Below are 13,435 nucleotides of genomic sequence, written 5' to 3' on the forward strand. Positions count from 1 at the left end.
TTAAGTCGGAACAACTAATATCAAATGTAAAAATGAAAAGAAAACTACAAAACATAGCTTATCTACTGATGGCTGCTGCATTCGTTACTTCATGCGGCGAGAAGAAACAAACATCCGAATTTCCTGATTGGGCTTGGGTGGATTTCCAGCGTCCGGAGGGTATTAATCCAATTATCTCACCTGATACTACTACTATTTTCTATTGTCCGATGAGGCAGGATTCAGTGGCATGGGAGGCAAGTGATACATTCAATCCGGCTGCTACTGTTTATGATGGAAAAGTTGTAGTGCTTTACCGGGCTGAAGACAACTCGGCAATTGGTATTGGAACACGTACTTCTCGTTTGGGATATGCTTCTTCTTCTGACGGAATCCATTTTACACGAATGTCTGTTCCTGTATTTTATCCGTCGAATGATAGTCAAAAAGAACTTGAAAATCCGGGCGGTTGTGAAGATCCACGTGTTGCCGTAACAGAAGACGGACTTTATGTAATGCATTACACACAATGGAACCGTAAACAGGCACGTTTGGCAGTAGCCACCTCACGTGATCTCCAAACTTGGGAAAAGCATGGGCCGGCTTTTGCCAAAGCTTATGATGGAAGATTCGTGGATGAATTTTCAAAGTCTGCATCTATCCTGACTAAATTAGTTGATGGCAAACAAGTGATTGCCAAAGTAGATGGGAAATATTGGATGTACTGGGGAGAAAAGTTTGTGAATGTAGCTACTTCCACAGACCTCATCAATTGGGAACCGATGTTGGATGAAAATGGTGAATTCTTGAAAGTCATACTACCCCGTCCGGGTAAATTTGATAGTGATCTGACCGAATGTGGTCCTCCCGCTATTCTGACAGATAAAGGAATCCTGTTGTTTTATAACGGTAAGAACAAATCGGGTGTAGAGGGGGATACGCTTTATACTGCAAATTCTTATTGTGCGGGGCAAGCTCTATTTGATAGCAAAGATCCTACCAAACTGATTGATCGCTTGGATAAACCGTTCTATGTTCCTGAATCAGATTTTGAGAAAAGTGGACAATATCCTGCCGGAACAGTCTTTATTGAGGGGCTGGTGTTCCACAATCAGAAGTGGTTTCTCTATTATGGGTGTGCAGATTCTCGCGTAGCGGTCGCTATATACGATCCTTTCAAAAAATAAAGAAAATGTTCATGAAGAAGATGATAAACTTTCTGTTGGGTATGTGTCTTGCGCTGCAACTTGCAGCGCAAGAACAACAATACTTTATGAATCCGGTTATCCGGGGTGATATACCCGATCCGTCTATGATCCGGATAGATGATATATATTATGCTACAGGAACATCTTCCGAGTGGGCTCCTTTTTATCCGGTATTCACGTCCAAAGATATGGTTAATTGGAAACAGGTGGGACATATTTTTTCCAAACAACCCTCCTGGACTTCAAACTCATTCTGGGCACCGGAGTTGTATTATCACAATAATAAAGTCTATTGCTACTATACTGCCCGTCAGAAAAGTACCGGTGTTTCTTATATTGGAGTAGCTACCTCGGATTCTCCTTTACATGAGTTTACCGATCATGGTCCCATAGTAATCTATGGAACAGAGGCTATTGATGCGTTTATCTATGATGACAATGGACAGTTGTATATTAGTTGGAAGGCGTATGGATTGGACAAACGTCCGACAGAACTGCTGGGAAGTAAACTTTCTGCCGACGGATTACGTTTGGAGGGTGAACCTTTTTCTCTGTTGGTAGATGAGGAAGAGATAGGCATGGAGGGGCAGTATCATTTCAAACAAGGCGATTATTATTACATCGTCTATTCGGCTCACGGTTGCTGTGGTCCCTCTAGTAACTACGATGTATATGTGGCACGTTCCAAAAACTTCTGTGGACCGTATGAAAAATATGCCGGAAATCCCATTTTGCATGGGGGTGAGGGGGATTATATTTCATGTGGGCATGGTACAGCGGTAAAAACTCCTGATGGGAGAATGTTTTATTTGTGCCATGCCTATTTAAAGGGAGAAAACTTCTATAACGGACGCCAACCTGTTTTACAGGAAATGGAGGTGACAGCAGATCATTGGGTGCGTTTTAAAACGGGTAATATTGCCGTTGTTAAGCAGCCCATACCTTTTAAAACAACTCGGCAGAAACCTCTTGCAGACTTTGAAGATCGCTTTCAAGATAGTAAATTAAAAATTGACTGGACGTGGAACTATCCTTATTCGGATGTAAATATTGCATTAAAGAAAGGAAAACTTTCCCTGTCCGGCACTCCGAAAAAAGACAATAAACAGGGTACTGCATTATGCTTACGTCCACAATCTTCACACTATAGTTGTGAAACAAAAGTGATTCGTACGAATGAAAGTTTGCAGGGGTTAACTTTGTATGGCGATGATAAGAATTTGCTAACTTGGGGAGTCAAAGGAAATAAATTGCAGTTGAAAATGCTGAAAGACAATTCAGAATCAATACTTCATGAATCCAGTGTCACTACTGATAAAGACATTTATCTGAAGATGGAGGTAGAACAGGGTTGTATTTTTAACTTCTACGAAAGTAAGGATGGAAAAACATGGAAAGCGATATTGGATACTCCTTTGAAAGGAGAATTTCTGACGCGTTGGGATAGAGTACAACGTCCGGGATTATTTCATTGTGGTGCAGAAAGTATTCCAGCAGAATTTGCTTATTTCAAAATGAGAAACTTGAAATGAATAATAGGAAGATGAATGAGTAAGTCAGATGAAGGTGAATGAAACAATGTATATTAACTTATAGTATTTGTAAAAAAAGATATCAAGACATGAAAAAGTTTTTTGTATTGATTGCAGCAGTTTGTATGACATATACTGCTACATTTGCTCAAACTGTGAAACCTTTTAAAGAGGGTGAAAGAGCTGTATTTTTAGGAAATAGTATCACGGATGGTGGTCATTATCATTCCTACATTTGGTTGTATTATATGACTCGTTTCCCGGATATGCCTATCCGTATACTTAATGGTGGTATCGGCGGTGATACGGCATACGATATGAACAAGCGATTAGATGGTGACATTTTCCCAATGAGGCCTTCTGTATTGATGGTTACTTTTGGTATGAATGACTCCGGATATTTTGAATACAATGGCGATAATCCAAAAGAATTCGGCGAACAAAAATATCAGGAAAGTATTAAGAACTACCAGCAAATGGAGAAACGTTTCAAAGAGCTTCCTAATACTCGCATTGTGATGGTTGGAACTTCACCTTATGATGAAACTGCACAACTGAAAGAAAATGCACCGTTTAAAACAAAGAATGAAACCATCAAACGTATCGTTGAGTACCAGAAAGAATCTGCAGCAAGAAATAATTGGGAGTTTACCGATTTAAATGCTCCTATGGTTGCTCTGAATCAACAGAACCAACAGAAAGACCCGGCATTTACTCTTTGTGGTAATGACCGTATTCATCCTGATAATGATGGTCACATGGTGATGGCGTATCTTTTCTTGAAAGCACAGGGATTTGTGGGTAAAGAAGTAGCAGATATGGAGATTAATGCTAATAAAAAACAGGCTGTTAAAGCAGAGAATTGTACAATCTCAAATATTAAGAAAAACGGAAAAGATTTGAGTTTTGATTATTTGGCAAAAGCACTTCCTTATCCTCTGGATACTATTGCTCGTGGATGGGGACAGAAAAAGGGACAGGCAGAAGCTATGAAAGTTATTCCTTTTATGGATGAAATGAATCGTGAAGTTTTGAAAGTTACAGGTCTGAAAGGCGATTATAAACTGTTGATAGATGATGAGGAAATCGGAACATGGAGTGGAGATGATTTGGCAAAAGGTATCAATTTAGCTGCTGAATCAAAAACACCCCAATATCAGCAGGCATTGACAGTGATGCATTTGAATGAATATCGTTGGGAAATTGAAAGAACATTTAGAGAATATGCATGGACTCAATTTGCTTTTTTCCAACAAAAAGGCTTACTTTTTGCCAATGACAGACAAGCTATTAAGGTTATGGATGAGAATTTGGATAAAAATGGCTGGCTGAAAGGACACCGGGATGGCTATACCAAAATGATGTTTGATGCTGTTCGTGATGCTCGTGAACAGGAAATGGATGTTCTTATCAATAAGATTTATGAGGTTAATAAACCTGTAGTGAGAAAGATTCTGCTAAGAAAGATTTAAAACAAAAGCAATGATGCTAATGACTGTAATCATTATCAGGGAACAGCGATTATCATCAGGTTATTCGGATAACCATTAGCAGGGAAGTACACAGGGAAGTATATGCTCATCATAATGAGAAATTATTCTCATTATGATGAGCATTTTTTCTCATACCTTTGAGAAAAAGTTCTCATAGCGATGAGAAAAAATTCTCAAAGGCATGAGAATAGTTGAGAAATATAAGTTGATAAGTTGTTGTTAGGTAATGGATTATAATAAGGTAATACCTTTTAATAGTTTGATAATGCTCATACCTTCTCTTTCTTATCTCCGGATGCAGCCAATTATCTTCCTATTTTCTAACGAAAGCTGCCTCTCTTCCTCTTCTTTAACTCTTCTTCCAGAAATCGGAAGTGAAAAGCAATAATACTGTAAACAATTCCAAGCGTCCCAAGAGCATTAAAAAAGAAAGCAGCCATTTGGCAGCATCGGGCAATGTACTCCATGAGAAAGCCGGGCCACATGTGCCGAGGCCTGGTCCCATATTACCTATGCTTGAGATTACGGTTCCTATTGATTCCAGAAAACCGACTCCTAAGCCCATCATGACAAGCACGCTGATGATAACAATAACTACATACAAAAAGGTGAAAGCCAATACAGTAGACTGAATGGAAGGGGAAATAACTTGCTTATTTACCCGCACCGGGAGTATGGCGTTAGGGTGAAGAATATGTTTGAATTCATTTTTCACTACTTGAAACAGAATAACCATACGAATACACTTGATACCTCCTGTTGTACTGCCGGCACAAGCTCCGATAATCATCACAATGATGAGGCAGCCCCAGAGGATAGAAGGCCAGAGCATATAGTCAGCTGTGACGAATCCCGTAGAAGTTTGCAATGAAATCACTTGGAAAAGCGATTTCCGGAATGCCTCCTCTACTCCCATAGAAGAAGTCTGATGGAGCCAGATAGCAATGAATAGAGTGAAGAATGAAACACAAATAAAGTAGAACTTCAGTTCCGCATCATGTAGGAACTTCTTAATCTTCCCATTAAACATCAACAGCAGCAATGTGAAGTTAATTCCTGAAAGGAACATGAAAATGGAAATTACATAGTCTATGTAAGGTGAATGGTAATATTCAATGCTGGCCTGTTTCGTGGAGAACCCACCGGTACTGGTCGTTGCAAAAGCATGACATATACTATCGAATATACTCATGCCACCACCTATTAATAAAATAATCAGTGTTCCTGTCATTCCGGCATAAATACCCCAAATCCATTTAGCAGTGATGCCAATGCGGGGATGCACTTTATCATGAGTAGGTCCGCTGGCTTCTGCTGCGAACACCTGAATTCCGCCCACACCGAAAATCGGCAGAACAGCAATGGTGAAGAATACAATACCCAAACCACCTATCCATTGCGTCATAGCCCGCCAGAAAAGTATTCCGTGGGGCATCGACTCTATATTGTTCAGAATAGTGGCACCTGTACTGCTAAATCCGGACATCGTTTCAAAAAATGCATCCGCAACATTGGGAATATATCCTCCTATATAATAAGGTAACATTCCGAAAAGGGAAAAGGTAACCCATGCTGCGCTGACGATGACATATCCATCGCGGCGATTCAGGGATTTCACTGCGTCTTTCCCGATGGCAAGCAGCAGAAAGCCAATACAGGCTGTGACAGCAGATGAAATCAGGAAACTCTGCAAGTCATTCTCCTTATAAAAAAGAGAGACCGCTCCACAACATAACAGCATCGCTGTTTCTATCAGAAGCAGAAAGCCCAGAATCCGGAATATCATCTTTGAATTAATCATAAACTAGTATTAAGTATCAGGTATTAAGTATCAGGTATTAAGTATCAGGTATTAAGTATTAACCGTAGCAACTCGTTTTCACCGACTAATACTTAATACCTGATACTTAATACTTAATTAAAGAACTTCTCAATCTTTTTAATCATCATACTCAGACAGAATACGACTACATGGTCGCCGGGACGGATTTGTGTATCACCCGTCACCAAGATACCTTCTCCGTTGCGGATCATTCCTCCGATGGTAGTACCCTTTGGGAGTCCCAGGTCTTTAATCAGGTGTTTGGTGATTTTAGCACCTTCCGGTACAGTGAATTCAGCAACGTCCGCATTGGCAAAAGTAAGACATTTCACATTAGACACGTCGGCATCCAACATCATTTGGTAGATATGGCTGGCAGCAATCATTTTTTTATTGATAACAGTACCGATGTCAAGACTTTCCGCCATACCGATATAGTCGATATTCTCCACTTCTGCCACCGTCTTTTCCACTCCCATACGTTTAGCGGCGAGACAGGCTAGAATATTTGTTTCCGAGTTACCGGTCAGAGCAACAAATGCTTCGGTATTCTTTAGTCCCTCTTCGATGAGCAAATCCATGTCGCGACCATCTCCGTTGATAATCATTGTCTTATCATCCAGTAACTCTGTCAGGCGGTTACAACGGTTCAGGTCATTATCAACTATTTTCACCTGCATATAGTCCGGCACATATTGTGCGGTACGGACTGCGATACGGCTTCCCCCCATAATCATCACATTGCGTACGTCGGCATAATCTTCCTTGCCGGCTATCTTACGAATATAAGGAATATACTTGCGGGTAGTGGTGAAATAAACAATATCATGCAATTTAACGACATCGTCTCCGCGGGGAATAATCGTCTCCGTTCCGCGTTTGATGGCTACTACGTGATAAGGTATGTTAGGACCGCCTAGCTGATGCAGCGGTATATTCAGGATTTCAGCCTTTTCGCGCATCTTCGTACCAATCAGAACCAGAGAACCTCCACAAAACTCCCACCATTGGCGTACCCAGCTCATACGCATGGAAGATACGATTTCTTTCGCAGCCAGCATTTCCGGGTAAATCAGAGAATCGACTCCCAGCTTCTGGAAAAACTCTTTATTTTTGGGCAGAAGATATTCGTAATTGTCGATACGTGCCACTGTCTTTTTAGCTCCCAGATTGGTAGCCAGCATACAGGCAGTCATGTTACGGCTTTCGTCCGGTGTGACTGCGATAAACAGGTCGGCTTCTTTGACGCCCACTTCTTTCAATCCGGAGATGGAAGAAGGAGAAGCGGCAACAGTCAGCAAGTCAAAATTGGCACTAAGAGCACTTAGTTTCTCTTCGTCATCATCCATCAAGATGATATCTTGCTTCTCGCGCGATAACAGCTTGGCCAAATGGGTGCCTACGTTGCCGGCACCGGCAATAATAATCTTCATGTCAATTGATAAATTCTTTTATTTTAGTCAGAATCCCTTCTTCATCCATGCCGCACAGTTGATACAGTTCGGCAACTGATCCATGCTCTACAAATAGGTTGGGGATACCGATACGCTTCACGGTTGGTTTGTATTCGTTGTCTGCCATAAATTCAAGGATAGCACTACCCATCCCGCCTTTGATAATCCCGTCTTCGATAGTCAGGACACGTTGGAATTTGCGTCCTACCTCATGTAACAGCTCTTCGTCCAGCGGTTTCAGGAAACGCAAATCGTAATGGGCGATCGACAGACCGAAATCAGCTTCTGCCCGGGTGATGGCACGGGCAGCTATGTTTCCTATAGGTCCGATAGTGATAACCGCAAGGTCGTTGCCCTCTTTCAGTTTTCGTCCTTTTCCCACCGGAATCTCTTCCAATGGACACTTCCAGTCTACTAATACACCTCGTCCACGAGGGTAACGAATCACGAACGGGCCCTTGTCCGGTAATTGTGCCGTATACATCAAGCGACGTAATTCATGTTCGTCCATGGGCGAACTGATCGTCAGATTGGGGATTGGACGCAAACATGCCATATCAAAAGCTCCGTGATGAGTGGGACCGTCTTCGCCAACCAAGCCGGCACGGTCAAGGCACAAAACAACAGGGAGATTCTGAATCGCTACGTCATGAATGATATTATCATGCGCGCGTTGCATAAAAGAAGAATAGATATTGCAGAATGGTTGCAGTCCGTCTTTTGCCATTCCACCGGAGAAAGTAACCGCATGTCCTTCGGCAATGCCTACATCAAACGCGCGTTTGGGCATTTTCTCCATCAGTATATTCATCGAACAACCGCTAGGCATGGCAGGAGTGACACCGACAATCTTCGGATTGGCTTCGGCAAGCTCTACCAATGTATTTCCGAATACATCCTGGAAAAGCGGAGGCATTCCTTCAGTGTTAGCAATGAAACGTTCGCCGGTGACCGGATCGAATTTGCCGGGAGCATGCCATTCGGTAGCGTGCTTTTCTGCCGGTCCGAATCCTTTTCCTTTGATAGTATGCAGATGCAGGATTTTAGGTCCTTGCATATCTTTGATGTCGCGCAATACTCTTGCCAGATTCTTTACGTCGTGTCCGTCTATCGGACCGAAGTAACGGATATTCATCCCTTCGAAAATATTCTGTTGCTGTGCAGCCATTGATTTCAGGCTGTTCCCGAAACGTATGAGCGCTTTGCGGCGTTCTTCGTTTAGGATGCCGAGCTTGAACAACATGCGCGAGAGCTTGAAACGTAGCTGATTATAGCGGTTGGAAGTTGTCAGGTTGACGAGATACTGCTTCATACCTCCTACACTCCGGTCAATGGCCATGTCATTGTCATTCAGGATAATGAGCAGGTTGTTCGACGTGGCAGATGCATTGTTCAGTCCTTCAAAAGCCAGTCCGCCACTCATGGAACCGTCGCCGATGATGGCTACTACATGGCGTTTGGCATCTCCTTTCCTGGCGGCTGCGACAGCCATACCGAGAGCTGCAGAAATAGAATTGGAAGCATGTCCGCACGTGAAAGTATCATATTCGCTTTCTTCCGGAGACGGGAAAGGACGGATTCCTCCGAGTTTCCTGTTCGTAGAAAAGGCTTCACGGCGTCCTGTCAGTATTTTGTGACCGTATGCCTGATGTCCCACGTCCCATACAATACGGTCATAAGGTGTATTGTAGACGTAGTGTAAAGCTACGGTCAGCTCCACTGTTCCCAGACTGGCAGCAAAATGCCCCGGGTTGCAGCAGAGTTCTTTAATAATGTCTTGCCTTAATTCACTACATACCTCCGGCAGTTGCTCTACGTCTAGTCTTCGCAGGTCGTCAGGATAATTGATAGTGTTTAGCAAGTTATATATCGGTTCATTCTTCATGATTCGAGGAAATTTAGTGCAAAAATACGAAAAGAAAGTATATTCGCCCCCCTTTTTTTTATAAAATCTTATTCGGCATAGGGACGTATCTGTTTTTCCATACTCCCTAAGATTATTGAATCGTGAGGAAAAAGAGGTAGGAAATTGTTTTTTGATTACTTTTGCACATGAAACGTAATGAAATGATGGAAAATCGTATGAACTTTCAAACATCTGTAGAATTGCCTGCCGGGATGCCACCTGTCAGTCATGCAGATCGTATTCTTCTGATGGGCTCCTGTTTTGCAGAAAATATCGGGAGACAATTAATGGACGCTGGGTTTCAGCTGGATCTGAATCCTTTTGGTATCCTTTATAATCCTTTGTCCGTCTCATCCGCTTTGAGAGAGATTATGGGAAATAAAGAATATACCAGCCAGGATTTGTTTGCCTACAAAGACTTATGGCATAGTCCGATGCATCACGGCTCTTTTTCAGCTTTTATGCCCGAAGAAACGTTGCATACCATAAATGCCCGTCTTCATCACGCCCATCAAAGACTGCCGGAGTTGAACTGGCTAATGGTAACTTTGGGCACCGCTTATGTTTATAAACAAAAAGAGAGTGGGCAAGTGGTAGCCAACTGCCATCAACTGCCGGAAAACCATTTCTTACGTTACCGGCTTACTGTTGAAGAAATTGTAGAAGATTATACAGCGCTCATCACCGGAATGGCAGCCTGCAATCCGGAATTAAAATGGCTGTTTACAGTCAGCCCGATCCGTCATATACGCGACGGAATGCACGCCAATCAATTAAGTAAATCTACGTTGTTACTGGCCATCGACCGGTTGCAGCAATTGTTCCCGGAACGAGTGTTCTACTTCCCCTCTTATGAAATCATATTAGACGAATTGCGTGATTATCGCTTCTATGCTGACGATATGCTGCATCCGTCTCCTCTGGCGATTCGTTACCTGTGGGAACGCTTCTCCGAAACCTTCTTTTCCGCTGAAACAAAGCAGGTTATCATGGCAGTGCAGGACATCCGCCGGGACTTGGCACATAAACCCTTTCACCCCGAGTCAGAGGCGTATCAACGCTTTTTAGGACAAATAGTGTTAAAAATAGAACGACTTATCGGAAAATACCCGTACTTAGATTTTCAAAAAGAAACAGAACTATGTCATATGCGATTGAATCCATAGCCAAAAGTATCGGTGCCCGCCGTATGGGCAAACATAAAGCGACTATTGATTGGCTGTTAACAGACAGCCGCTCTTTGAGTTTTCCGGAAGAAACTCTCTTTTTTGCTTTAACTACCAAACGAAATAGCGGAGTCCGTTATATCCCCGAATTATACGACCGGGGCGTACGCAATTTTGTAATAACAGAAGAAGACTTTAAATTAATTGAGAATGGAGAATTGAAAATGGAGAAATCTGGGCAGGATGATGATGCGCAGCCAATTCTCAATTCTCAACTCTCAACTCTCAATTTCCTTATCGTTCCCAATCCTCTGAAGGCTTTGCAGAAGCTTGCCGAAGCGCATCGTGATAAATTTAAAATCCCTGTTATCGGTATTACCGGAAGCAATGGAAAAACCATTGTGAAAGAGTGGTTGCATCAGTTACTTAGTCCGGATCGTTGTATCGTCCGTTCTCCGCGTAGCTATAATTCGCAGATCGGAGTTCCTCTTTCTGTATGGCAACTTTCAGAAGAAGCAGAACTGGGCATCTTCGAAGCCGGCATCTCCGAAATGGGAGAGATGGGAGCCTTGAAACGAATGATAAAGCCTACCATTGGTATTCTGACCAATATCGGCGGTGCCCATCAGGAAAATTTCTTCTCATTGCAAGAGAAATGCATGGAGAAGCTGACGCTTTTCAAAGATTGCGATGTAGTGATTTACAACGGCGATAACGAATTAATCAGTAATTGTGTCGCAAAATCAATGCTGACTGCACGTGAAATAGCCTGGAGCCGTAGGGATATTGAACGTCCGTTGTATATCAGCCGTGTAATCAAGAAAGAAGATCATACCGTTATATCCTATCGTTATCTGGAAATGGATAATACATTCTGTATTCCTTTCATCGATGACGCTTCCATTGAAAATGTGCTGAATTGCCTGGCGGCTTGTCTTTACCTGATGACACCTGCCGACCAGATCACCGAACGGATGGCCCGTCTCGAACCGATTGCCATGCGTCTGGAAGTGAAAGAAGGAAAGAATAACTGCGTATTGATTAATGATAGTTATAATTCAGACCTGGCATCGTTGGATATTGCACTCGACTTTCTGGTACGTCGTTCGGAAAAGAAAGGCTTGAAACGGACACTGATCCTGTCGGATATACTGGAAACCGGACAAAGTACCGCTACGCTTTATCGACGTGTAGCACAGTTGGTGCAGAGTAAAGGAATAAATAAACTGATTGGTGTAGGGCAGGAAATATCCTCCTGTTCCGCTCGTTTTGATGACGATCTCGAACGTTACTTCTTTCCTAACACAGAAGCACTTCTAACATCCGGCATACTCAAATCACTTCATTCGGAAGTAATTCTGGTAAAAGGTTCGCGCGTGTTCAACTTTGATTTGGTATCCGAAGAACTTGAATTGAAGGTGCATGAAACCATCCTTGAAGTAAACCTCGGAGCGATGGTCGCCAATCTGAACCATTACCGTTCCATGCTTCGCCATCCGGAAACAAAGGTGATCTGTATGGTGAAAGCATCCGCTTACGGAGCCGGTTCGTACGAAATAGCCAAGAGCTTGCAGGAACACCATGTCGATTATCTGGCTGTGGCCGTGGCTGACGAAGGTTCCGAACTTCGTAAAGCAGGTATTACCACCTCTATTATAATCATGGATCCGGAGCTTACGGCATTCAAAACCATGTTCGATTATAAGCTGGAACCGGAAGTCTATAATTTTCATCTGCTCGATGCGCTCATCAAAGCGGCAGAAAAAGAAGGAATCACCAACTTCCCGATTCATGTGAAACTGGATACAGGTATGCACCGTCTGGGCTTTGCGGTAGAAGATATACCATTGCTCATTCGTCGTCTGAAGAATCAGAGTGCGGTGATCCCCCGTTCGGTATTCTCTCATTTTGTAGGAAGTGATTCGCCGCAGTTCGACGCTTTCACCCGTGAACAGATTGAATTGTTCGAGAAAGGTTCGCAGGAATTGCAGGCCGCTTTCTCTCACAAGATTCTGCGCCATATTTGCAATACGGCAGGAATCGAACGTTTCCCCGATGCACAGTTTGATATGGTACGTTTGGGAATCGGACTTTATGGCGTTAGCCCGATAGACAATTCGATTATACATAATGTGAGTACGCTCAAAACTACCATTCTTCAGATTAGGGATGTTCCCCAGGAAGATACGGTGGGATATAGCCGGATGGGACATCTGGTACGCCCTTCGCGTATTGCAGCTATTCCTATCGGCTATGCGGATGGATTAAACCGTCATTTGGGACGTGGCAATGCTTATTGCCTGGTGAACGGAAAGAAAGCTCCTTATGTGGGTAATATCTGCATGGATGTGTGCATGATAGATGTAACGGACATCGACTGCCGGGAAGGCGATCAGGCCATCATTTTCGGTGATGATCTTCCGATTACGGTTTTGTCCGATACGCTGGATACAATCCCTTACGAAGTGTTGACAAGTATATCGACACGGGTGAAGCGGGTATATTATCAGGATTAATTCACTCCGGAGTGGCATGGAGCCTCACAGAGCAAACGAAATAAAAATAAAAAACTCTGTGGAACTCTGCGTTACTCTGTGGTGAAAGTATTATATTTGCAGCAACTATTAAAAACCTCTTTATCAAATAAACTTATGACAAACTTATTATTGTTAGGCTTTTTGCCTAGTGGGTCCGAATGGATTATTATCGCTTTGGTTATCCTTCTTCTTTTTGGTGGAAAGAAAATACCTGAACTGATGCGCGGATTAGGCAAAGGCGTGAAGAGCTTCAAAGACGGTGTGAACGAAGCAAAAGATGAAATAAACAAGGCAAAAGAAGATCTGGATAAACCTGCTGACACAGGTAAGTAAAGCAA

The 13,435-nt window shown here is 42.8% G+C and carries 9 protein-coding genes; 6 read left to right on the top strand and 3 right to left on the bottom strand.

Features of this window, described 5'->3' with window-relative positions; all coding sequences use genetic code 11:
• Positions 1-32: 32 nt before the first annotated feature.
• The 3 genes from DXB58_RS00900 (at position 33) to DXB58_RS00910 (ending at position 4,191) form a co-directional block, all read left to right on the top strand.
• Positions 33-1,166, top strand: coding sequence for a glycoside hydrolase family 130 protein (locus DXB58_RS00900; RefSeq protein WP_122135600.1), 1,134 nt, complete (start codon positions 33-35; stop codon positions 1,164-1,166).
• A gap of 11 nt (positions 1,167-1,177) precedes the next feature.
• A complete protein-coding gene (locus DXB58_RS00905; RefSeq protein ID WP_122135691.1) occupies positions 1,178-2,719 on the top strand; it encodes a family 43 glycosylhydrolase in 1,542 nt (513 codons plus the stop codon).
• 89 nt (positions 2,720-2,808) lie between these two features.
• The gene (locus DXB58_RS00910) at positions 2,809-4,191 is read left to right on the top strand and encodes an SGNH/GDSL hydrolase family protein (RefSeq protein WP_122135601.1); all 1,383 of its coding nucleotides are present in this window, start codon (positions 2,809-2,811) and stop codon (positions 4,189-4,191) included.
• Between the two features lie 370 nt (positions 4,192-4,561).
• Here DXB58_RS00910 and DXB58_RS00915 read toward each other — a convergent pair whose 3' ends face one another.
• The 3 genes from DXB58_RS00915 to dxs form a co-directional block, all read right to left on the bottom strand.
• On the bottom strand, positions 4,562-6,013 hold the full coding sequence (locus tag DXB58_RS00915) for a TrkH family potassium uptake protein (protein ID WP_122135602.1): 1,452 nt from the start codon (positions 6,011-6,013) through the stop codon (positions 4,562-4,564).
• Between the two features lie 113 nt (positions 6,014-6,126).
• Complete coding sequence (gene trkA, locus DXB58_RS00920; protein WP_009000401.1) at positions 6,127-7,467, bottom strand: Trk system potassium transporter TrkA; 1,341 nt, start codon at positions 7,465-7,467, stop codon at positions 6,127-6,129.
• Between the two features lies 1 nt (position 7,468).
• Positions 7,469-9,373, bottom strand: a complete 1,905-nt coding sequence (dxs, locus tag DXB58_RS00925; RefSeq protein WP_009000402.1) for a 1-deoxy-D-xylulose-5-phosphate synthase — start codon at positions 9,371-9,373, stop codon at positions 7,469-7,471.
• A 167-nt stretch (positions 9,374-9,540) separates the two neighbouring features.
• On the opposite strand from dxs, the gene DXB58_RS00930 reads away from it, so the two are divergent.
• The 3 genes from DXB58_RS00930 (at position 9,541) to DXB58_RS00940 (ending at position 13,430) form a co-directional block, all read left to right on the top strand.
• On the top strand, positions 9,541-10,560 hold the full coding sequence (locus tag DXB58_RS00930) for a GSCFA domain-containing protein (RefSeq protein ID WP_233527206.1): 1,020 nt from the start codon (positions 9,541-9,543) through the stop codon (positions 10,558-10,560).
• Positions 10,536-13,076, top strand: a complete 2,541-nt coding sequence (locus DXB58_RS00935; RefSeq protein WP_122135603.1) for a bifunctional UDP-N-acetylmuramoyl-tripeptide:D-alanyl-D-alanine ligase/alanine racemase — start codon at positions 10,536-10,538, stop codon at positions 13,074-13,076. The genes DXB58_RS00930 and DXB58_RS00935 overlap by 25 nt, the downstream gene beginning before the upstream one ends.
• Before the next feature lie 135 nt (positions 13,077-13,211).
• Positions 13,212-13,430: a twin-arginine translocase TatA/TatE family subunit gene (locus DXB58_RS00940; protein ID WP_117934729.1), complete on the top strand. Its 219-nt coding sequence runs from the start codon at positions 13,212-13,214 to the stop codon at positions 13,428-13,430.
• Positions 13,431-13,435: the final 5 nt, after the last annotated feature.

Source organism: Bacteroides sp. OM05-10AA (assembly GCF_003439055.1).
Lineage (GTDB): Bacteria > Bacteroidota > Bacteroidia > Bacteroidales > Bacteroidaceae > Bacteroides > Bacteroides intestinigallinarum.